The following is a 24281-nucleotide window of genomic DNA, read 5'->3' on the forward strand; positions in this document are numbered from 1 at the left end:
AATTTATTGGTTGCCGACCAAATGTCTTATGCATCCCAATGCTGATACAATTAATTAAAAATCTGCACACGCCCATTTATTATGTAATCCTGTTTAGGATAAGGTTTTAACTGGTAAACATAAGACCCTGTTAATACTTCCCCATTTCTTTTTCCATCCCAGTTAAGATTTGATCCCTTATGATAAAGTACCAAATTCCCCCAACGATCGTAAATCCACATTTCTGCTTCCGGATACGCTTGCAGTCCGGTTATTTCCCAGGTATCATTGATCTGATCATTATTCGGGCTAAAAGCATTTGGAATTAATAACCGCTCACCAATAAAAACAGAAACATTCTCTTCAGCTTCACAACCATCAGAAGAAGTGGCAATTACTTTATATTGTATATCGCCTAAAGGAGTAATTTTCGGATTAGCAATCTGAGCATTATCAAGCCACTTATCGGGAATCCATTTAAACTGGACATTACTTTCATCTGCGGTTGCTACAATCGGAATCACATCTCCTCTATTCGCCATAATGCTTTTGGAAGAAATCGATAATTTAAGTCCCTTTTTTACTTCAACAATTCTTACTTTTTTTGTTAAACAATTTCCCTGAGGAAGCGCATACTCAATTTTAAATCTTCCTATCCCCGAGTTTTTGGGTACGAAGTCTGATATCTGAGCATTTGCCAAGTAGAAAACCCCTCCCGCTGGCTTAGCTTTTAATTGAATTGTATTAGCGTCAAGACCGCAAATGGGAGGAATAGAATCAAATTCAATTGCTAATCCCGGATATTCGCTTACCACTGATTCCGGAGAAATTGTAATGCATTTTGAACTTTTATCAGTAACCTTAACACTATATTTCCCAGACTTCGCAGCCCAGATATTATTTAAATCCTTATTGCTGATTAATGTATTATTGTATGACCATTCAAAACTCTCATTTCCATTATTGTCCACAGAAAGGCTTACTGAATCACCCTGACAAAAACTATAACCTGGTGCAAGTCCGGAAATTATGGGGCTAGGTATAAGGTCAATCCTTACTTGCTGATTACCATTACAAGCAGAGCCTGTAGTCCGCCCCCTAAGCTCATATAATCCTTCTTTATTAATTGTAAGTTCCGGGTCATTACGCCCTAGTGAAACATTATCTTTATACCATTCATACATTACTCCTGATCCGGCAATAGCCGTAAGTATTGCTGTCTCTCCGTCACAGATTTTGGCTTTAGAAGCTTTAAGCTTTAAATCCAGTCCGCTTTTTGCCTCCACCGGTAAAGAAGTCGTATCTCCTTCACAGGAGGTCTTAAAGCTTTTGGTCACAGAATAGCTACCTTCTCCGGAAATCTGAAATGTTGGCTGCGTGGCTCCCGCAATATTCTCTCCATTTTTCTTCCACTGAAAATTCCAGTTACCTCCGGTGGTACCCGTCGTTAATACTACTGTTTCTCCGGGACAAAAGTTAACCTCTGTTACTACATTATTATTGTATGAAATCTCAGCAGGTGACGGTCTGTTATTAGAACAATCAAATACCGGTAATTGAAAATCATGTCTGACCAAACCAATTCTTACACCGTTTCTGAACTGTTCACACTGAACTGTAAAAGCGAAAAGTCCAATTGTAGAGGCTTTTACCTTTAAAATACCTGTAGCTTCATCAATTGTTAATGAGGGATTACCCGATATTGCAGCGGATTCGGAATATCCGCCGTTCCATCGTATCATTGGATACGGTCCGGCTCTTACTACATCCGAACTGTTTACCTGTGTATTAGTGCTTCCGTAAGGAGTTACAATCTTGTATTTATAATTATCTCCGGAGTTTACTCCTTTTGCACTAAGGTTAAAAGAAAAGTCTTTATTTATGCAAATGTAATCGCCGTTTGGTGCATGAAATTCCGGAGACGAATAGTCAACATTTTTCCCATTTTCCTGAAGAACAGGAAATTCCAGATAAAGAGTCAGCCCAGCATTAACAGGATTTTGAATGTTGCTTAGGTCCGGACTTCTGCAACATCTTGTCCAAGCCATATAATAACCATTGGCATCAGTATAATCAGTCATATTCAAAACAATCTCTTTTGAATACCTTAACTCCCTTGAACTCAGATTACGATTAATAGCACAAACAGGATTATCATATATCAAATCTGAAAAACTATTAAACGGCAATAAAATACTATTCATCAATGCCCCGTCCCGTTTTCTGAAAATTTTCACATTAAGCGAAATTCTTTGAAGGTTTATTAATTCATTCGGATCCGTAATATTCATATCCAGATAAATGCTTCCGCCTATTCTAAATTTCCCAAGAGATTTATCGACCTGAACCATAGATAAATATCCCCCAAAAATATGAGATGAAAAACCGTAATATGGTAAAAAAGCGAGTAATATTAATACCTTTATCAGTCTCATATTCCCATTAGTTTATTTCTTAGGCTGACCTTCAAGATTTGTAATATATACTTTCCTGTTTATTTGATTATTTACCTTCTGGCCTGAATCAAAACCAGGTTTTAGTTCTATTTCCTCACAAGCTTCATCTGTTTTATCTCCGGATAATGAATCCTTTCTGAGAATTTTCAAAGTAGTACTGCATTCATCCGGAAAAAGTACCTCAACATTTTTCCATGAAGACATTGAGCCATCAGTGAATACAGCTCTGATAGAATATTTATAAAGCATATTCCCCTGTACCTCTCTGTCGTTTACCGAAACATCAGAACCCGTTACTGTTTTCCAGGAGCTAACCGGATTGCTATTAGCGGAACGGTAAAGCTGATATTCAGTTACAGACTGACCCGTCAGACTCCATTTTAATTCGTTCTGGCCATTAAGACGACTTGCGGAAACTTTGAAATCAAAATTTGTTGAACTAAGTGCCTTATCCAGAATTGCTCCGGGGATATCAAGAATTAATGGTGGACTTAAAATGGTATCTGCGTCTGCTGTAATAGCCATCAGGTAATAGGCATATCTCGTATCTCCAAGAACAGTTTTATCAAGATAAACGGTATCAGAAGGCAGCTTAAAATCGTTCGCCACTAACGGAGAAAAATTTGTAGTATTAAAAGGTTCGTCTAATCTAATTAACTTATGAACAGTCGTATTCAGACTGTCATCGTTACTTTTAACCCAGATCAGATTCACCCCATCTTTAATAATATTGTAAGACTTAAAGACTGGTTGGCTAGGCTTGGCTCTATTTGGGTTTTTAACAACAATACTGTCAGAGAAAAGAGAATGGTTAAATCTCTTATCAAATGCCTGAATTTTATAATATATCCTTGGATTAAGACTTAATGCATTTTCAGCCAGTGTATCTATCATATAAACAGATAGGGAATCAGCATCTCTTTTCCATGTATGAAGTGTATCAGAGATAAGTGACGGCTCCTCTATTTTCCCACTTTTACTTAACCGGTTAGCTTTAAATATTTTATAGCCTGAAACGTCGGAATCTTCAGGGTATACTTTTTCATTCCTTTTCCATTTTACCTTTACCAATTGTTTTTTATTGGTAGTATTCCTTATTACTTCGGCAGTAAGCGTTATTGGTTTATTAGGCGGCGTATCATCTTTCGGAGAAAGTAATACCGACTGAGAATATATCTCTCCATGTGTCGGGGAAATCGCTACCACAACAACATATGTTGCCTTCTTTATATCTGCAAAACGCAATGTATCTACTGTTGGTCCGACGCTTGCAAATTCAACATGCGCAGTATCTTTTGATGCTTTACGAATACTATACCGGGTTACTGCAATTTTAGCCGTATCTAATACTTCGTCATATAAAGTATCTCTTCTTGTTTGTTCAGTGCCTGAGGCATCCAGATATTTGTTGTCAACAAAACGCATATTGGTATATCCAATAACCGGAGGCTTAAACTCCCATTTAATCCGATAATTATTTTTTACCGAAGCAATCGGACCTGATTCAGTAATCCTGGGAATATACTGTGCTTTTTCAGTATACTTTGCTCCTATAAAACCGGAAACACTTTCTTCGTCAAAAGGAGATTTCCCTATCACACGATAATAATATGTAAACCCTGATTTAAGTTGTGTTTTGTTTTTTGTTGTATCTCTGTCAATAAAATATAAAGAGTCTATTGCCGTTAAATTAACGAGTAACAATTTGTTCAGCCTGGTTTTAGTACCAGTACTGTCGGTAGCTTTTTCGACACTGTAAGCAGTAAAATTATTTCTGTTATCTTTCCATCTGACATCCATACTTTTATCGGCGAGAATAACCTTTGGCTTCATCGGTTTTGGCAAATCATAATAATAAATCCCCCCATCACTATAGTTATTATAACTTACTTTTATCGTTCCTTTCAAAACATTGGTTTCTTCTGTCCCGTCACTTTTCAGAGGAGTTATTTCATAAATATATTGCTCTGTTTCCAGTGCCGTAACATCTGTATATCCTAAACCTGCCAGCTTAGCGGCAGAAAATTTCATGTCGGCTGCTAAAACAAGCATATCGAATTTCTGGTCTCTTTCTGCCTGAGCCAAATTAGTAATTGAAGAATCCTTTACAATTCTCACGCCTGTACTATCACTGGTATAACTACCATAAAAAGTATTTGCAATAAGCACATGATAAATACTATCCTGATAAATCGGCAAACCATATTGTGTAGGAAGAACGTACTTTCTCAATGCTAAACTATCTACTGCTAGCGGCAAAGTTCCATTATTATGGTATTTGTTCAATGAGTCAGTAAGGTTATACTTCCTTCTGATAATTACCCCGTTCTTTTTTTCAAATAATGAATCAGGATTAAAATATTCTTTCTGAAAACCTGACAATAGATATGGTTTCCATGTTTCAGGAAGTGTTACTCCAACAGGCATTGAAGCTGGAACTGTAAATTCAGTTATATTTCCCGTCACATCAGGAGAAACAGTCTGTCCGTTTCTCCTGATAGTTTTACGCTTGATTTTATAACCGTATTTCGCTCCTTTTTCCAAAAGCGAATAATTATTAGGCAACCAGCGCAACATGATAGCATTCTTGCTTTTAGCAGGACGTGTTGCTACTCTGATACTATCATTAAATACCTGAGCATATCCTTGCAATGAGCCTGAAAGAATTAAAACAATTAAAATATTTTTTACAAACTTCATGTCTTTCGTTTTTAAAGCAATTATTGTGTATGAACTCTTATGGGAATCTTATTAAAGAACATTTTGGCTGATTACCAATATCTACTTTTAAGTTAAAGCTTCCGCTAAAGCCCATTACATTATATCTTGCCGCCAGATACCCTGTCATAAATGTAGGGTTGGGTAATCCTACCTGTAACAGTACGCCGGCCCCCGCCCTGAAGACTTGAATTCTTATCCTGCAGAACCAGATTTTAACACTTATACCAACGGAAGCATCAAAATAAGCATAAGCCTGACCTCTTGCATACCAACCATCAATACCAAGTTTAGGGTTACAATCTTTGAATGCGTCCGTCATTTGTACGTCAAAGCCCAGGCCTGCCTGAACCCTGGCATAAAATGCAAGTATCTGCATATCCCCGGTATCGACATTGATATTTGACCCGAAAGCAAAACCTCTGGAAAGCGGATCCGGATTCCTCGTTAATCTGGTGTATTGATACCCCAGTAACTGACGGATATAATAAGGAGGTTCAGGCATCTCAGGAATATCATAACCAACCATCAGATAAGCCCATGAATTTACTCTGAACGATCCGACACCCATGCTTATCCCTACAGGGCTTGTTGGACTACCAATATGCAGATACCATTTCTTTTGTTCGAAATGAATAGCCAGCCAGCCAGCACGATCATTCGGTCCGATCCCTTTAATTACTCCACCTGCTACATTAAAGAACAATTCCGCATCACCGTGGAAAATACCATTTTCAAAATCAAAAAGGATTCCTACTTTCCCTCTGATTGTTCCGGAAAGTGCATTTTTTTCTGTCGCAGAGACATTCGCCGCATAAATTGTTTTAGCCTTATTAGTTAAATCATTCTGACTTATCTCTCTGGCTAATGTATCCTGACTAACGACTGAATTAATAGCATTACTTAATGGAACAATATTCTTAAGTTTATCACTAATCATTTTTTTCTTTGCCTCTATCTCATTCGCTATTCCGGTAATTTTAGCAAAAGGGAAAGATGAAGCAACTGTCGCTTCTCCAAAGAAACCAATACTGTTCACTCCGAAATTCCTGTTAATGACAATTTCAAAACCCGCTGTTCCTTCCAAAAACTTCTTACCAGAGGTTTCCAAACCAACTACAGCTTTAAAACCTAATGCTATGTTTTTATTATAAACATATTTTAGCTTTGAAAGAGACGCATCACAACGATCTTTGGTTGGAACCATATGGTGATACGCTCCTCCTCCCAGAGCATTCATTGATAACGGACCTCCCAATGGAACAGCCGGGAATGTTCCCATTGCATCTACAAACCAGAACCTTCCTTCATCTCCTTCTGCAGGGTTATTCCCAAAAATTCCCATAGCATCAATTTTTGCCATAGTTTTTTGAGTGCTCGGATCCTTGATATATAAAGCGATCGATGCTTCATAACCTTTACCCTGAGGTAGACATGGATTATTCTCAAATGGTCTTATACAACCTTTCATCCTAAACGGACCGATGTCCGCATCCAGACAAGACACTGTTATTCCGATTCCATCAAATTCCCACTGATGTCCTGCCTGGGTATCCATGTTGAGTTTCCCTTTGATGGAAATCCCACCGTCAATATTAAAACCTCCTTTCATGAGGTTAATATTAGATCCCAGGTTTATACTTGCTGTATTTCCACTGGCTTTTACCTCTATGGTATTGAGAGTCATAGGCATACCTCCTATTTTGACATCTCCGTTATACCCCATATATTCTATTTCAATATAAGGTGCTTCGGTATAGAGCCTGAGATTCCTGAAAGTAATCGTCTTCAGGTCTATATCTACATTTTTTGCCTGTGCATCACCTTCGTTCTCAGCTTTGGTTTTAGCCTGGTCATAATTGATATCCAGACTGCCATGCAGCACTGCCTTCGGTTTAAATACCCCATCTTCTACCACCAAATCCACTCTGGAGTTTGGCAATAAGGTTGCCCGGGCTTTCCAAACATCAAATTTCAACTGAGAAACAGACCTCACAGATAATGTATAATTCCCTCCACGTTGAATCATACCACTATAAGCAATCGTTCCGGTGGTATCAAACTCTGTTCCATTCTTGCGGACATCTGTAACGGGTAAGACAATACGACCGTTAAATGCTCCTCCGGTACAGGCATTTGCCTCAAAGCCGACCTTCAGGTAATCCAATGACATTTTCCAGCCATTTGCATCACCTTTTTTGATACTAAGTATATTCTTTCCGTAAAATTTTCCGGTTACCCCTAACTCATCTATCAATAAACTATCTGCCCCGAAACTAATTCTATCCGTTCTGTTCCGCTCTCTGAATTCTGAGGGTAGAATTACTTCAAACTTATCTACATATACCCCTTTCCATGCACTTGCTCCTCCTGCCGGAAGATTTCTTTCTACATATCCTTTAGGAAATTTGACATCTGGTGAATTTCTGGTTTCACTAAAATCCAGCACTGCATTGGTTAATCTGAAGCCCCAGTTCTCAAACCCGTTAATAGCAAAAGAGTTAAGGCTTAATTTCCCAAGCATATTCTGTAAACTTTGTGCAACAGTATAAAACTTTCCGGTAACTAAACCGCTGGTTACATTCCCATCATAATCGATCGGCACCAGCATACTTCTCGGAAATAACAATTCTGCATTAACTGAGACCTCCTTAAAACGATTACAATCAAGGGTAACAGAGGTAATGGTATCAGCCACTGTTCCTTTAGACATATCCAACCCACCTTTCAGCGTCATGATCGCTTTACCAAAAGGAATGGAGATATCGCCTAAAAGTGCCAGACGGGAATCTCCGATGAGGTTACCGTCATGTGAAAGTTTCAGAGAATCTGCCCCGAAGAAGATATCCTGGTAAGGTTCTCCGGTAAGAGCATTTTTTAAAGGGAGACGCATTCTGACAAAAACGGTCAGATAAGCAATATCACGGGTAATTTTGGCGTTGGTAAAACCAATATCTACTCCGGCATTTTCTCCGGGAAGATCCTGATGCAGACCGATGGGGAATTCAATAACCTTTCCACTTCCAAATTCCTCAAAGGGAATCAGCTGACTGATTCTCTCCAGCAATTTAAAGGTACTATCAGCTTGTTTTTTAAGTTTTTGAACCTTGGCGGTCTGGCGGCTGGTGTCATTCAGAACCTTCAGCATTTGAGTTGTTTCCTGTCTGATTACGATTCTTTGACTCTTTTGGGAAGCTCCCATTTGTGACATTGCCTTTTGCAGGGCTAAGCTCATCTGACTGGCCGTCGATTTACTTACCGCAAAAGAAGCTTGTGGTTTAGCCGTTTCAGTCACAGCTATCTTCCCCTTGTCTTTATCATCAGGCTTATCTTTGGCAGGGCCAATTTCTGAACCCGCAAAGACCTTTATGCTAAAGACACAAAGAAAACACCAAAGCCAATAAATGCTTCTAAAAAGGTGTAAACGTTTATTCATTATTCTTATAGGTTGTTGTATTTTTTAAATTCTTCATCATGGTTGGTGGCTCACTGACCACTTACCTAATCCATGCTCTGTGTGCCACAGAGCATGGATTAGGATCCCCTCTTATTTCATTACTCAACAGCATAAGGCACTCTGAACTCTGTTGTAGGAGTCATTGTTATGCCCGTAATTTTTTCCTCTTCTAATCTGTTCTTCAAGCGTTCAGATATGTGTATATGCATACCTCCAGAAGCCAAAGGATTTTTAAACAAATCATAATCCTTATATTCTTCCTTTAATGCCAATTTTTTTACAATTAATCCAGCTTTGCTCCTATCAAAATAGAAATCACGATATGCTTCTTTATCTTGAAAGAAAACATCTTCTTTTATTTCTTCATATGGGTCTTCATTAATAATTCTCCGCCCTATTAACTTACATTCAGGAAAATCAACAGCATCAAACATCTTCTCTAAATTGCTGTCATTACTCATAAAATGCATATAATTGTAATGGAACTCCGCTTTATGATTGGGAATCAGCATGTCATAGATTTTATAATCCCAAAGCTTATATTCCAAAAGAATATCTCTAAATCTATCACTTACCAGTATTCCAGCACTGCCAAAAACTGAAAAACTGACAGATAATATATCTGTTTGCCTGCCTCTTGCTAAATGTTTAAACTTAAAACAATTGATAAGATCAGGTTTGAAGGATTTATCATTCCAGTTCTTTTCGATGTGGATAAAAGAACTCTCTTTATTTATACCATAATTGCAATTAACAAAGTCTAACTGCGGTAATCCTCCAACTATTTTTAAATCGGTTGTATAACTCAATATATAAGTTTGTTTCATAAGTATTTTCTTATAAATATTTTTGATTAAGGCTTTTACTCGTATCAGTCAAAAGATTCAAAATCTCAGATTCTAAATCATCAAGTGTCATTTTGGTCGAAAGGGGCGTCGCTGCTCTTTTCACCTGCAAATTATTTGTCATTTTTTCCAGTTCCTGCGTCAAATCATTGCAAAAGTCAAAACACCTTTGAGGATTAAATTGCCCATTAGGTAATTTATTCTTAGCTAATTTCTCAAATTCTTGAAAGAGTATCACAATAGCCTCATTATATTTCGAATGTCCGGTGTGAAGTCCATCTAAATCTCCATATTTATTATTCCCATTCCCAACATATCTTTTCAACCATTTCCCATTTACCTTTCCATTAAAATCAAAACCCGCATCTATCGCCGCAAAAAGCGAGCCTTTTAGCTTAACAATAATTTCTTTTGGAATTAAATGGTGAGCATTGTAGGCATACTTATTTAGTGATGAGACCATTGGTTTGGAGCTTGCTAAAGCATTCGCTAATTTACTTCCTGAAGCACTATTATAGGCTTTTTGAACCTTATCAGAGGCACCATCAATTATTCTGCATGCATTATGAACCAAATACTCTTCATTGCCTACAAAATAATTGTGTGAGTGCTCAACCTCAAAATTATAAACTGATAATGTTTCTTGAACAGTCGCAACACTGTCAACACTTATTAAAGCTCCGGAAAGCGTTAATAATCTTAAACCCTTATATAGCTTTTCCGCAGGAAGCCATGTATTATTTACATAAAAGGGGTGTTCAGAAGTTGTAGTTATTGTATCTCCTTTTATAAATACTTTTATCAGTTTACTGGCAGTTTTATGAAAGATACCAACTACCTTATTCAGGATAACCCTACCGGTAGAGGCATTGTAAGATTTAACCAAATCCCCCGGCTTGAGCTCCTCTATTTTCCTGTGTCCGCCCTCTACTGCTATTTCTGTCCCTTTTGAGAAACAATTGATACCATCCACACAAACAAAATTATTATTTGCATCAATTCCTACCGTAATTTCAGTTTGAGCCTTTGTACCATTTGGTTCAATAATTTCCATACTCGGGCTATTATCAAACGGAACATCTACCCCATCATCGCTATATTTTTTTATCTCTAAAACTGCTTCATCCCCATTTTTCCGAATCACAGCGACTGTTTCACTACCAACCCCATTACTAAATATCTTTAAATAGCCTGTTGCTTCATCATAAGTTTTCGTAATACCAGCTTCACCCGCCTTATTTAAAAACCAGCCGGAGGCTTTATTAAATTTATTAAAAAGTACTCTTATTCCGGAAGGAGTATTGTCCAGCAAAGCAGTTGCATCACCAAGAGCATTCTTAGTGACAATTTGAGTTCCATCAGTAACTAAATCTTCTGCATCCCAAATCGTTTTTAACGCTGTAACACCAGCGATTGCTTCGTCCCCGCTTTTAACAAATTTATTTAACTGCTTTTTAGTGAGTTTCCCTACTATTTTTGCTGCAGCTTCACCTAAAGTCCAGAATGTAGCAATAGCCCAGCCCCGGTTGTAAGTATTATTTGAAAATTTATTGATAAAATCAACTACTGCCATTGTTTTTTTCCAATAAGCAGATTGCTGAACCTTGGATGGTAATACTTTTAAAGCATCTTCTGTTTGTTTCCAACTTAAAGTCTGACAAAAAGCCTGAATACGCTGTGGGTCGGAAATATCCCAGGATTTGGGGCTTTCTAAATCTTTAACTCTATTCCAACCCCAATTGGCAACACTGGCAACAGCGCCTGCAAATCCTAAAGATAAAGTACCCAATCCTTCAACCGCACTCACAATATCAAGGTCATCAATAAGTCCATTCACTGCCCCACCTACAAAAACGCAGGTTTTGTTCATATCATCACAGGTATCTCCATTAGAAGGATCAACCGGACCTGCACATTTACAAGAAGCTCTAACATTCGCTTCATTCGTCGAACAAAGCAAGAACCTGAAAATAAATTTATACAGGCTATATTGGACTCTTTGCGGACGTAATAATTCCGGTAGAATATTTGTACCTAAGGAAAGTTTTGTAAGGAAGCCCGAATATTCTTGTTCATCCTGAGCACTTAATACCACCGATTCCTGATAACATGAAGGACCGCTAATCTGAATATTATTAATGAGCCCCTTTGCTTTTCCGAGAATAAAATCAACTTTTACAACATTTTCACCCACTAATTTGACTCCAATAATATCTTTTCCTCTTTTTAAAAGTTCATCTTTTTTTGAAGTATAAGCACTGATTGTAGCATCATCATAATAGAGTACAATAGTATTTTCTTTATCAAACAGATTCCTATCCAGTGCATCAAAAAAATCCTGATACTTTTTTTTCTCATCGCTATTTAATGCAGTAACGACGGTTGAAACATTGATAAATCTAGGATCCAGATCAAGTATTGCATCTGCTACTGCCCAAACGGCACTTTCCAGTTTCCCCTCCAATGCATTTTTAGTAATTCCATTACTGCTATTTTTCCGTACTTCTCCTAAATTCGGATTCTTGCCTGGCAGATATGCAACACTTCCTTTTTGTATGTCCCAAATACCATAAATTACAGGATGCGCCTGAATCTTATCTTTTTCAGAAAAAGCAATATATTCTCTTAATCTTCCATAACTAATTACCACCACATTAGTCTTATTAATTATGTTATTATAGATGGCGGAGTAAATATCATTGAATTTTGTCTTAACAGAAGTGTACCCCTTTTCATTGCCAGGTGTCACCATATCAAAATTTGAGGGATTGAGTACTCCTGTTACTTCTTTGGTAAAAAAGACATCTCCCATATAGAGATTCAATCCCATATAAATCTTTGCCTTGGCTCCAAGCGTGGTGTTAATATTCGACAAATAATTATTTGCCGAAATCATTGCCTCATCATATTCCTTTAATGATATTTTACCCACCTTTTCTGGTACAATATCATTTCTTACGGTAAATGACTTCAGGTATTCTTCGTTAGCCAGAAAACCAGACTTTACCATTTCTTTGGCAATGTCGATTACATAAATATTCTTATATGATTCTCCATTAAGATCGTTCGCTTCATTCTGGGCAATCATTTCATTCAAGCGCCTCGAACCAACCTCAATATACTTTTCTATAAAGGTTTGTGAAGCACTATCTCTGGTATCAACATTTACAGAGACTTCTGCCTGAACAAACTGAACTATGCTCAGGCATACTATCAAAATCAAGGTAAAATATCTTATTATCTTATTCATTTCTATTATTTCAATAATGGGCTTTCAGGTGTTACTTCTTATATACTTTTTGGAATAAAATCAATTTCATATCATCAGTAATAGTAGATTTAACAACCGGACTGGCTATGTTCGCATCCGGTGTACCTTTTTTTAATTCTTCAAAAATATACTCAGCTAGTTTTTTAGTAGTACCAGCCTGTTTCAACCTATTCGCCAAATCAATCATCGTCTGACGATTCCCCTTAGCCACATCTGAAATATATTTCTTAATCATTGTTTCATTATATTGTACTTCGGAATTATAATATTCAACTGTAACTGCATCTACAGGAATATTCAATTCTTCCTCCTCAACAATGACTGTTCCTGTAGCAAGTGAGGTAGCCAACGTCCCCGTCTCATTTGTTTGGAAACCTAATACAGCCCCTTTATTATCTCTCTCCAATTTCTGTCCATTGGCAGCCGCGTTTGCCTCATTCAGAATTTGGGTAAGTGCCAATTGTACTATACGGACATAATCATCTTTAAATTTGTCAACATCGTCCTGCCATTGCTTTATATCCTTTTTGTATTGGGCATTGGCTGTATCGCACTCAGCCTGAGCATAGGTTCCGTTATTGCATTTTTTATTGATATCTGTTAATCTTGAAGCCAATTCGTTCTTGGTATCTACCAGCGATTTGGGCAAATCATTATTGGTATCCAATAATTGCTTAGCCATACCTTTAGCTTTCCTTTCTTCAAGTGTTCCCAGATTTACGTTGACCAGAGCCTGAGTAAGATCCTTTAGCTCTTTATATATAGCAGTCACATCATCTGCTGTTTCTCCGACATTTACAACACCCTTCCAGTTAGGATCATAAGTAGTTAATACTGTTCCGGACACCAACTGATTACACTCATTGAATACTGCCTGTTTCATTTCAACTTTCACCTTGACGAAATTCAGATAGGGTACCTGAATATATCCCAGACCATCAAAAGTGTAATTATTCAAAGAGGCATTCGTAAGATTAGTTACCTTGGTTGCTGATTGTACATTTACATCAAAATCCGCTGCTGCAATAATATTACCTTGTGCAAGTGTCTCACGGAAAATTTCCTGGGTCAGGTCAAGGGTTGGAGTAACCCCGCAGTTAATATAGTGATTCATGGGACCACATTTTTTCTGACAAACCTGCAAAAATATTACAGCCGAGGCGCGACAGGTGTCAGCTGTCATCTGATCCGCAATCCTTTTGGTAAGGGCTTCTATTTTATAGGTTCCATCCGAAATCTTGTCATATACTTTCTGGAAAGAACTGGCAGTATAGGCCTGAAATTCATTGACAAAAAGTGAATCAATTGCTTCATCATCAGCATTTTTCACTTTTGTAATTTTAAGGAATGTTGACCAGTTTCGTGTTATATTCACTACATTCACCTGCAACTTGCCATACCGGCGATTATTTTCAATGTAACATACCTTGGTTGGAAGAATTGTCAAACCACAATTCAATGGCTTTATTCTTACTTTAATACTATCACTATTCGTACAACCATATTGATCCACAATATTTACTTTATAGGTACCTGTATTGGCAGCGGTTACATTAAGAACAGTCTGCTCTCTATTTGTTCCTATTACTGTCGTAACTTTATTAAATCTCCATTCATAAGTATAAGGTTGATCAAAAACCTGGTTAACCCAAACTTTCAGATCATCTCCTGTATCAATTTTACCTACCCCATCATCTGTACTATTTGTACCCATCACTAATACCGGAGGAGTTCTGATAAAAACCAGTGCGGTATCAACTTGCAGATCACAGAGACCAGACTTGCCTCCTACGAAATACCGATAATATCCGGGACTAGATGGCAATTTAAAAGATGGAGAGGCCTGGCTTTTTTGATCAGTCGGAACCCCAACCCAATCATAAGTACTTCCTGCCGGAACATTTGCAGCACTTAATGTAATCTGTTCTCCAGGGCAATATGAGCTTTTATTAGTGATCGCTTTTATTGGAATAGGAAGGTCCCCCAGAATAATATTTTTCATTTCTGCAGAACGTCTGTATGAACCGTCTTTATTCAATTCCTGAACCAAGATATCATATGTCCCGGCAGCAAGATTTTCAATTAAATTATTTCTGGTTTGCAGGAAATTCGGTGCACTCCCAATAACTCTGTAAGGACTGTTATCAGGTCTTTTGTAAAGGAAGATCGCAAATATTCCATTTCCACAATTAATCGTAACATTCAGTTTACCATCATTTCTACCGCATATACCTTTGATTGGCTGAACATTTACCGTAAAATCATTGTTCAGTTGCAAGGTATTACTTACTCCGGAAGTATAAACAGAATTGTAATCTTTCGTAACAGAAATACCTGCATAATATTCTCCAACCGGGAGTGGAATCTGCTGATTAGTAGCAAAATCCTTGATAGTAGTAACCTCCCAGGTATTATTGGTACTAAATGATGTAGTTTCTGCAACCGGATGTGACTCTCCGGGTACTGTAAAACTTCTTGATTTTTCAAAAAGAGCAAACTTATATCCCGGAGGATATGCTACAGATTCGGTAAACGTTGCCGTTATTCTAAGTTTTGCTCCTCTGTTATTTTCACAGTTTGGTAAGCTTACTATAGATAATAAACTTGTAAAGTCAGAACAATCCTTGTTCAGAGCAACCGATGAGGTAGAAGCCATGTCTGACATATGCTCACAATCCTGTGAGAATTGCACTCCCGCATAATAATTTCCGGGAGGAAGATCATCGACCGTCCAGGAGTTACTACTTATCAGACCTGATTCTTTCACATAAGCTTGATTCTGACCTCCTATTAAAGTATATTTATAACATCCGCCACTCTTTCCGGATGCTGTAATCGTTACAGAACCGGCTCTGTTTCCACAATTCGAATCTCTGTTTTTGCTAATTGATGCTGAAAACCCGCTACAATCCTTTATTAAACTTACATTTTCATTTCCATTGATTACTCCTCCTCCAGTTCTATCTTCCCATACATCAACTCTATAGTTTCCATCAGATAATCCGGTAAAAGTATTGCTTGATCCATTATACTTCTTGTCAAGTTGTACATTGGTGTTATTGTTAATCAAATAATAGACATATCCGATACCTGAGGTTGGATTTGAAACAGTTACAGTAAAAGAACCATTCCCATTCAAACAGTTGGGGTTAGTCTTATTTGAAATTACGATTCCTCCTCCAGAACAACTTTTGGTAAGAGTTTGGTAAGATTCATAATAAACAGATGTGCCTTTTACCTGTACGAGAATTTTATAACTCCCTTGTGGCAATCCCGAAAAGCTATGCATAGTACCATCATCCTGACCTCCATAAATGGTTTGATTATTAGCTGTATTAATCAGGGTATATAGAAAATTTTCTCCGGAGCTTCCATTAATGGTAACCTGGAAACTTCCATCATTATTGAAGCAGCTAGGGTTTGATTTTGAAACATTTAAAGTCCGGCCATTTACCATCAAAGAAAAAGAAGATGTCCCACTAACACATCCATCTATGCTTTTACATATGGCAGTATATGTTCCTGCAACCCCGACAGGGTTGCTTGGAGGAGCGACCCGCCATTCAAACCTATTCCCATTATTACAAACATCCGTCGGAAGGGTATAGGTTTGTCCTTCATTAATAGTAGCACCGGAAGGTGAGAATACCGGAGAAGCAATTGTCGCCGTAACACAAGGGTCATTATTTACATTGAGGGTAAAAGAGGATGTAGCACTGAAACAGCCCGCTGTATTTTTACAAACCGCAGTGTATGTACCAGCGCGCTGAACAGGGTTTGAAGCTGGTCCTGACACCCATTGAAATGTGTTTGCACCGCAAATGCCATTTGTCTGTATAGTATAACTTTCGTTCAGATTAATTGTAGCACTGGAAGGTGAAAATGCAGGAGATGGGATGGAACTGTTGTTGCAAAGATTTACGGCTATTGTTATAGAATTTGACTCTTCACTGGAGCAACCTTCATCTAAAGGTGAACAATAGGCTTGAAATGTCTTCGTATCAGATAAGCTCATAACTGTTGAACTAATGCCTTTGGGAATATAATCATTTTCCCATACTACCTGATAATTTTGAGGGCAGCCATTTGCTGATATTGTCACACTCTCCCCTTGATTAATTGTTTGTGAAGAAGCTGAAACTGTTGGAGCAGGAGCTCTCAAACACTTTGTTCTATTAAATTTGTTAGAGCTTTCCGCTGATGAGTTATCATTACAAACTATTTTTCTATACCTTGTAAAATATAGATATCCATAATCATCTACGGGTAAAGTCGATCTTGGAGAACAACTTTGACTTAATCCATTTGCTGTTTCACTTATATTAAAACTGTAAATACCATTTTCATTATTAAATTTCATTGACCAGATTTTGGAACCGTTTGAAGTTGCAGTATTCAAAAGTACATCTGTATAATCAATCCAAGCCACATCTCCAACAGCATCTCCTTCTTTGACATCCTTATAATAAAATTTGACATTTTTTTTAAATATTTGCTTACTCTCATAATCTCTTAGAAAACGTCCACCACTAAAATTATCATAAAACTCTTGACTAACAGGGCAGCCCTCTACTATAAAAGTGCCGTACTGGTTACAAAAATCAAAAACTCCATTTTTACTAAACGTAGCATTAAGAACATGTTCATGCTTTAATGTTAGTGCCACCCTATTCGCTTTTCCCTTAGTATTTATATCATTGCTAGCTTGCAAATAGAGTTCATCTCTGTGATGCTTATCTTCCGCTTTTATAAAAAGCTTTTTTTCTCCTTTTAAATAGAAATCTCCTTTTGTTAAAGTCCCTTCAAATCCACGGATTAATTTAAAAACCGGCTCTCTTGAATCATATTCAAAATGACCTTTTAGAATATAACTGGCTTCCTCTAACCCTCCTTTATCCATATGCGCTCTCAAATAATCATGATAATCCCCTCCTGTCTGAATAAACCCATCGGGTAGAATTAGTTTCAAACAGTATCCATACCATTCGGGAAGGAAAAACATTGAATTAGATGGAATTGGTAATAATTTGGCAGAAATTTTTATTTCAATTTCTTCTCCGATTGAGACAGAGTCTTTATTGGTAGTAATTGTAAAATGGATTGGGTCTGCTCCGCTTTGCTTCTGTCTTAAACTAGTTGAAAGAAGTCTGGCAGCTTTTGGAACTAAATATGAAAGGTTGGTTTCAATGTGACTATGTTCCTCCTTGCTCTCCTTCGCCGGAATAGTATTACTTCTCTTTTTGTTCAAAGGTTTTCTTACTATTGAATTAACGGGGTGAATACGTTCAGAAAACATTCCTGCTTTTTCCCGATTGTCATACTCTTTCCCAATCTTTGATTTATTAACCGCAGAAAATGAAAAAAAAGTACTCAAAACAAACAGGATTCCTGTAATAAAGGATTTAGGGTAGAGTTTACTCATAATAAGATTATGGGGTAAGATTTATATTTTGAAGTTGAACTGAAACAATAAATATTTTTATAATACGTTTGAATTTAAAACTTGTAATCCGGGGCAAATGAATCAGGATAAAATGCTGAATTTCTTGACTTTATACACTCTGATAAAAGACGATACAAAGTTCAGCAGTTATTAAATGAAAAAAATCAACCAAATGGTTGATTTTTCACTTTTTTTATATCATCCATTTGGTTGATAACCTGTTGAAATATACGCCCTTCTAAAATACATGAACGCCATCTAATCTTGTACAAACTAGGCATTTAACTGTATAGACACCACACTCAGCTTCTGTTTTCCCTTTATCCCGAATTTCTCACGAATATGATTTTTATGGGTACGGACAGTTGTATTACTGATAAATAGAGACTCCGCTATTTCTTTCTCTGATTTCCCTATCATGAGCAATTTCAGGACGGCTTTCTCTCTTGAAGTCAGCAGCTCTATATTATAAATGTCTTTGGGATTATCTTTGTTTTCAGGTTGATTAATGAAATCGTTTAATTCAGAAGAAAAATATTTTCTTCCCTCAAAGACTGCCGTTAAACATTTTTTCAAATCATTAATCCCACATCCTCTGTGAATAAAACCCACTGCGAATGGATAAGAAAATATTTTTAAGGAATCGATATTGGGGGTACTCAGATAGAAGATAATCTTTGTTGAGATATTTTCTTTTTTAAACTTTTTGATCAGATCGAGATAATCACAATTTTCAAGTTTTATATCCAGCAAAAGATATTGGGGTTTGAATTTTCTGAGATAATCCATTACTCCTGTTCCTTCTGTAAAAATATTTACTACCTGAAAGGGAATGGATATTTTTAGATTTGAAATCAACTCTGCTTTTAACTTATCTGGTAAAGCGATCAAAACAGATGGAACATTTTTAGGGATGTGTAGTAGTTCAATCATTTTATGGGTAATCTATTCTGTATATTATTATTTGTCATACAAATTTTAGCAAATAACGTGCCGTCTGTAAGTTCATATCTTTAATCTAAAAGAATCTGTCCGGGATTTTACTATTTTGCTGGATATAAATACTGCTTATTTATTATATGAAGTATCTTCACTAAAAACGAATGAAAAATGCTTGGGCAGCACATTGATATACTCTAATGAAAATTCAGAAGATGGATACTTCAGAGCTTTAAATCAGTGACGGTTTAGGTCGAAAACACTTAATAAAAATATTCTGACACAGAACACTGTTTTGCCTCGCAATACATAATATCGAGAGAATAAAGGAAATTTATGAAGAAAGGGACTGTAACACAATAAGCAGATAGAAAGAATATATTTATCCTTATTTACCGTACCATACCCAGAGCCGGCCGGTGAAGCTCTGCCGACAGGTTGAGGTTTTTCAATACTTTGTAGGTTTGGTCTTATTTCAAATTACCTATTTTATTCGTCTGATTCTCCAAATCGTCCCTGTATTCTCTTCATTCACTCCAAAATTGTACCGTTAAATAAAAATTTGTCTGTTTTTACTATATATTATAAACTATTTCCTAAATTTTATACATCAATATCCCCTCCCATAAGATTCATTATAGTCATCAATATTATCACTTCCTGTTTTTTCAAATATTTCTCTGATTGATCCTTTAAATTTTAAATCATAAACCGAATAAAACCATGAAAAGAACAATCACTCTCCTGGGCAGTATTCTGCTAGCCTGTACGGTACTATTTTCAACAGTCGGCCTGAAAAACAAAAATTTAGTGCCCGGAGAAAATGAAATTAAACTTTGCTATTCTTCTACCAGTACAGTGGCAGAAAAAGCAATGCCATTTGAAACAAGTGTTGATAAAGTGGCTGCAGTAATGATTAGAAAAAACATCTATTCATTAAGCGACGCTGAAATTAATTCCATTAAAGCCGGAATAGCTGCCATGAAAGCCTTGCCTATAACAAACCAGACCAGCTGGCAGTATCAGGCAGCTATTCACGGCACTTTTACTACTCCTAATTCCCCGGCATGGAATTCCTGTCAGCATGGAACCCAGTTTTTCCTTTCGTGGCACCGGATGTATCTTTATTTTTTTGAGAGAATATTACGGGCAAAATCAGGAAATCCCAATCTGACACTTCCATACTGGGATTATCAGACAAATGCAGCACTACATCCGGCTTACCGGAATAGTAGTACCGGAAATACATTATATGATAATACGCGCAATTCTTCCATTAATGGTGGCGGGTCATTACCATCAAGCATAATGGTTGCCATTGATAATGCTTTAAATAATAATATTCCTTTCTTTAATTTTAACAGTGATCTTGAAGGACCTCATGGTTCCGTACACGTTTCAATAGGGGGTAATATGGGCGTAGTTAAAACAGCCGCTAAAGATCCTGTTTTTTGGCTGCATCATGCCAACATTGACCGTCTTTGGGAAAAATGGTTAAGAAAATGTGGAGGGCGAACAAACCCGACATCCGATAACGCATGGATGAATACGAAATTTACTTTCTTTGATGAGAATGGACATGCTGTAATAATGACAGGAAGTCAGATTGTTAATACTGCTACTCAATTGAATTATCGTTATGATTTTCCGCCAAAACTACCTTGCAATTTCTCATTGGATATTTCAAAATGGAACTGGAAAATCTTAAAACCCCTTAGAGTCGTTAATACAAAACCATTTGACAAAAGTCGTCTGAAACTTTCATTTGCTAAAACCCCGGTAATTAATGATGACTTTAAACTGCTAAACAGTCAAAAGTTAAACTTTTCTACTACCGGAATTTCCGACAAAGTAATGATTGAAATAGATCAGGTAAAAGTTTCAAAATTACCGGAAGGAACGATAGAAGTTTATCTTAATTTACCAGCGAATGAAACGCCATCTGTTAAAAGTAAATCATTTGCCGGAGTTCTGAATCTCTTCGGAATCGGTGAGCACGATCATCATGGCAAAGAAACGCCTATTTCTGTTAATGTTTCTTCTGCTGTTAAAAATTTAGGTTTGGGAGCATCAGACTTAAGCAAAGCCGAATTAACCTTTATAGTCAGGGGCAATACATTAAATGGTAAAGAAATAAAAACTGAAGATAATATACAGATCGGAGCAGTTAATTTCGTTATTCATAAAGCTCAGGCTCAATAAAGTTGGAAACATATTTAACCATATTGCTCATAGGAATAGCCAAATTTTCAACTTTGGGGTTGCTAAACACGTCTGTTCCTATGTGCACTTATAAAACATCTGACACAGTAACAATAGCTCAATCTCAAAAAGCTATTACTTTTCAAAAGGGTGAAAAATTTTGCCGGATTCCATTGGTATTTTCCGGCAACTCTCCTTTGAAAACTAATATAAAATCTTTGCTGGTTTTTGAACAGGTGACTGTAGATCCACTGCCTGAGGGAGTTTACGAAATATATTTAGTGAATAACTCAAAAAATGAGAAAAAAGTCTTCTCAGCCAAATCCCGAGATTTCATAAATGTATTAGATCTTTATAATCTATCTGATAAACCCATTGTTATTAACATCTCTAATTCCATACAACAGCTTGGATTACAAAATAAATCATTATCCGAACTTTCTGTAGTCATTTTCTTTAATGGTAACGTGCTTCCTGACAAAAGAAAAGTACGTCATAATAGTAAGCTATCTATTGGACGCATCCGACTGGTTCAGGAGTGCTGATTTATTTTGATAAACATTGGATCATTTACCTTGTCCTGTCCTAGATTTATGCTCTGTGAGCCAAAGAGCATGGAGGGATCTATATACAGTAGTTTTTGGAAAAGAAATTTGTAAATGGAATAGAGTAAAAACACAGAGGAGTCTTCCAGCTCAACCCTTAGGTCAAGTAAATAAATGGACAACATCTCTCTACAAAAAATATTACCTGAGAATTAATACATTTTATGATATAATAATTTATAACTTCTGTATACATTTTCATAAATGTGTATTTTTGTGGCTTTCTAGTAAAAACTCATGAACTTAATTCAATTTTTCAATAAAGAAATAACATTTACCGAAGAAGAAAACGAAGTATTGGCAACGGCTTTTAAGGAAGAAAACTATGCCAAGGGCACTACCGTTATTCAACCACATAGCTTCTCAAAAAAGGTTTATTTTATCGAAAAAGGCTTACTTCGTTGTTATTATTACAAAGACGGAAAAGATATTACGCATTTCTTTTTTGATGAAGATACCTTCACCGCCCCGCTCAATAGTGTTTTTTACAATAAAGAAGAGCCTTATGGCTGGGAAACCCTGGAAGAAACAAGACTTCGGGTAATTCAATATGCTGATTTACAAGAGTTATTCATCAAATACCCAAGTATTCAGCGTTTCTTTTTTAATGTTTCTTTGGATATTCTCAATGCCTTTGCCCTCAAGCTTGAATATCTTCAATTTCATAATGCCGAAGAGCGTTATACCAATCTACTTGAAACGAGTCCCAAAATTTTACTTCGAGCTTCATTAGGGCATATTGCCTCTTATTTGGGCATTACTCAGCAGACTTTAAGTGTTATCAGAGGCAAAAAATAATTACTGCCTTTTCCATTTTTTAATATATGTGAAAAGTTTTCGTCATAATTCATCCGTGCTTTGCATTATCATTAATCAATCAAAAAAGCATAGAGAAATATGGAAACGCATTATATCTTTTTGACATATCATACAGGAATGGCTTCCGTTTTTCCTGTTATTAAAGAAAGACTGGCAAATCATGCTCAGGTCTCCCTGGTATATTTTTCATCAAATCATTGTTTCTATTTTCGGAAAGAGTTGGAGATTCTTCAGTGTCATTTCAGATCACAATTGTACATCAGTTATGAATCTACTTACGATGAAAATGAAGGTTTACTAAATCAAGCCAATATCGAAGCGATCATCAATGCCAACACTGCTCCTGGTATGTGTTTTACGATTTCGGGAGATCCTATATTTTCAGAAAAAATCAATAGAATACTCCTCTTTTTAGGTATAAAAAATATTATTATCCAGGAGCAATACTTCATTGCTTAATTATACCTCAAGTAATACTTACTCTAATTCAATTAAAAAAATCCATCAATTAACAAACACATGAAATTTTATATCATGCCACTTGCCCTATTGCTAATAGCATGCAGTGGCGAAACGAAAGAGGTACAAAAAGAAGAGACCATTCTTGTCAAAACAGAACAGGTAGCTGCAACAAGTTTGAAGAATGAAATCACTATCAGCGGTAGTATTGAAGGCTTCAGTACTGTCCGCTTGGGTTTTATGGTAGCAGGCAAAATAAAAAGTATCAGCACAAAAGAGGGACAAAATATTTCAAAAGGGCAGTTAATTGCCAGTTTAGATCCCAGTAATTATTTAATTGCCAAGCAACTTTCGGATGTACAGGTAAATGCTACAAACGATGAATACAATCGATTAGACCGATTACGTACAATGGGCAGCGTTAGTGAAAGTGACTTTTCGAAAATCTCTTTTTCGCTTAAAGAAGCCCAATTACAGCAAAAACTTCAAGCAAAAAATGTAGAAGATACTAAGTTATATTCGCCCATTAGTGGCGTATTGCTAAATAAGCAAACAGAAGTCGGAGAAATTGTAGGCGTGGGGACTCCGTTATTTATACTTTCAGATATTCAAAAAGTACTTGTATTGGCATCTATTCCTGAATCAGAACTCCAACATATCCGGATCGGACAGGCAGCCAATATCTATATCGGTGCATTAGACAAATCTTTTGAAGGAAACGTAAACGAAGTAGGGGCCTTAGCCGACCCGGATACCAGGGCATTTACTGTAAAAATCATTATAGAAAACAAGGGTTTGCACATTCGTCCTGGAATGATTGCAGAAGTAACATTGAATAATCCCAGGCAAAAGAAAGGTATTTTACTACCATCGTCTTGCATTGGCAATGATGCAAATAGTCAGAATTATGTTTATGTGATTGACAAGGCTTCTCACAAGGCTTTCAAGCGTAATGTAAGTCTAGGCAAAATAATCAATGACAAAATTGAAGTGGTTTCCGGACTATCACCGGGAGAAACCGTCGTAACATCCGGGCAAACGAAACTTTCAGACGGGTCACTTTTCACTCTTTCAAAATAATCAGTATC

At 36.7% G+C, this 24281-nt stretch carries 12 protein-coding genes; 5 read left to right on the top strand and 7 right to left on the bottom strand.

Features of this window, described 5'->3' with window-relative positions:
- Window positions 1-50 precede the first annotated feature (50 nt).
- From BM179_RS21920 to BM179_RS21950, 7 genes are all read right to left on the bottom strand, one after another.
- Complete coding sequence (locus BM179_RS21920) at window positions 51-2414, bottom strand: T9SS type B sorting domain-containing protein (protein ID WP_092019321.1); 2364 nt, start codon at window positions 2412-2414, stop codon at window positions 51-53.
- 12 nt (window positions 2415-2426) lie between these two features.
- A complete protein-coding gene (locus tag BM179_RS21925) occupies window positions 2427-5135 on the bottom strand; it encodes a fibronectin type III domain-containing protein (protein WP_092019322.1) in 2709 nt (902 codons plus the stop codon).
- A 37-nt stretch (window positions 5136-5172) separates the two neighbouring features.
- Window positions 5173-8589: a hypothetical protein gene (locus BM179_RS21930; RefSeq protein ID WP_092019323.1), complete on the bottom strand. Its 3417-nt coding sequence runs from the start codon at window positions 8587-8589 to the stop codon at window positions 5173-5175.
- Window positions 8590-8708: 119 nt separating this feature from the next.
- Window positions 8709-9437 (bottom strand): hypothetical protein, encoded by a 729-nt coding sequence (locus BM179_RS21935; RefSeq protein WP_092019324.1) that lies wholly within the window; start codon window positions 9435-9437, stop codon window positions 8709-8711.
- Between the two features lie 10 nt (window positions 9438-9447).
- A complete protein-coding gene (locus BM179_RS21940; RefSeq protein WP_177219486.1) occupies window positions 9448-12387 on the bottom strand; it encodes a polymorphic toxin-type HINT domain-containing protein in 2940 nt (979 codons plus the stop codon).
- A gap of 349 nt (window positions 12388-12736) precedes the next feature.
- Window positions 12737-18148 carry a hypothetical protein gene (locus BM179_RS21945; protein ID WP_092019326.1) on the bottom strand — a complete coding sequence of 1804 codons (5412 nt, stop codon included), beginning with the start codon at window positions 18146-18148 and terminating at the stop codon, window positions 12737-12739.
- A gap of 294 nt (window positions 18149-18442) precedes the next feature.
- Window positions 18443-19102, bottom strand: a complete 660-nt coding sequence (locus BM179_RS21950; RefSeq protein WP_092019327.1) for a helix-turn-helix transcriptional regulator — start codon at window positions 19100-19102, stop codon at window positions 18443-18445.
- Window positions 19103-19831: 729 nt separating this feature from the next.
- Between BM179_RS21950 and BM179_RS25115 the strand changes: the two genes are divergently transcribed.
- From BM179_RS25115 to BM179_RS21980, 5 genes are all read left to right on the top strand, one after another.
- Window positions 19832-21310 carry a tyrosinase family protein gene (locus BM179_RS25115; protein WP_143095295.1) on the top strand — a complete coding sequence of 493 codons (1479 nt, stop codon included), beginning with the start codon at window positions 19832-19834 and terminating at the stop codon, window positions 21308-21310.
- Between the two features lie 80 nt (window positions 21311-21390).
- Entirely contained in the window at window positions 21391-21855 is a 465-nt protein-coding gene (locus tag BM179_RS21965) for a hypothetical protein (RefSeq protein ID WP_092019328.1), read from the top strand.
- 297 nt (window positions 21856-22152) lie between these two features.
- Window positions 22153-22713: a Crp/Fnr family transcriptional regulator gene (locus BM179_RS21970; protein ID WP_092019329.1), complete on the top strand. Its 561-nt coding sequence runs from the start codon at window positions 22153-22155 to the stop codon at window positions 22711-22713.
- 99 nt (window positions 22714-22812) lie between these two features.
- On the top strand, window positions 22813-23193 hold the full coding sequence (locus tag BM179_RS21975) for a hypothetical protein (protein ID WP_092019330.1): 381 nt from the start codon (window positions 22813-22815) through the stop codon (window positions 23191-23193).
- 60 nt (window positions 23194-23253) lie between these two features.
- Window positions 23254-24273, top strand: a complete 1020-nt coding sequence (locus BM179_RS21980; protein WP_092019331.1) for an efflux RND transporter periplasmic adaptor subunit — start codon at window positions 23254-23256, stop codon at window positions 24271-24273.
- Window positions 24274-24281 lie beyond the last annotated feature (8 nt).

The sequence above is a fragment of the Pseudarcicella hirudinis genome, from assembly GCF_900115665.1.
GTDB classification, from domain to species: Bacteria; Bacteroidota; Bacteroidia; order Cytophagales; family Spirosomataceae; genus Pseudarcicella; species Pseudarcicella hirudinis.

Excerpts from the sequence above, each read along its gene's own strand:
- BM179_RS21920 (WP_092019321.1), bottom strand. The coding sequence starts at position 2,414 with ATGAGACTGATAAAGGTATTAATATTACTCGCTTTTTTACCATATTAC.
- BM179_RS21925 (WP_092019322.1), bottom strand. The coding sequence starts at position 5,135 with ATGAAGTTTGTAAAAAATATTTTAATTGTTTTAATTCTTTCAGGCTCA.
- BM179_RS21930 (WP_092019323.1), bottom strand. The coding sequence starts at position 8,589 with ATGAATAAACGTTTACACCTTTTTAGAAGCATTTATTGGCTTTGGTGT.
- BM179_RS21935 (WP_092019324.1), bottom strand. The coding sequence starts at position 9,437 with ATGAAACAAACTTATATATTGAGTTATACAACCGATTTAAAAATAGTT.
- BM179_RS21945 (WP_092019326.1), bottom strand. The coding sequence starts at position 18,148 with ATGAGTAAACTCTACCCTAAATCCTTTATTACAGGAATCCTGTTTGTT.
- BM179_RS21950 (WP_092019327.1), bottom strand. The coding sequence starts at position 19,102 with ATGATTGAACTACTACACATCCCTAAAAATGTTCCATCTGTTTTGATC.
- BM179_RS25115 (WP_143095295.1), top strand. The coding sequence starts at position 19,832 with ATGAAAAGAACAATCACTCTCCTGGGCAGTATTCTGCTAGCCTGTACG.
- BM179_RS21965 (WP_092019328.1), top strand. The coding sequence starts at position 21,391 with ATGTGCACTTATAAAACATCTGACACAGTAACAATAGCTCAATCTCAA.
- BM179_RS21970 (WP_092019329.1), top strand. The coding sequence starts at position 22,153 with ATGAACTTAATTCAATTTTTCAATAAAGAAATAACATTTACCGAAGAA.
- BM179_RS21975 (WP_092019330.1), top strand. The coding sequence starts at position 22,813 with ATGGAAACGCATTATATCTTTTTGACATATCATACAGGAATGGCTTCC.
- BM179_RS21980 (WP_092019331.1), top strand. The coding sequence starts at position 23,254 with ATGAAATTTTATATCATGCCACTTGCCCTATTGCTAATAGCATGCAGT.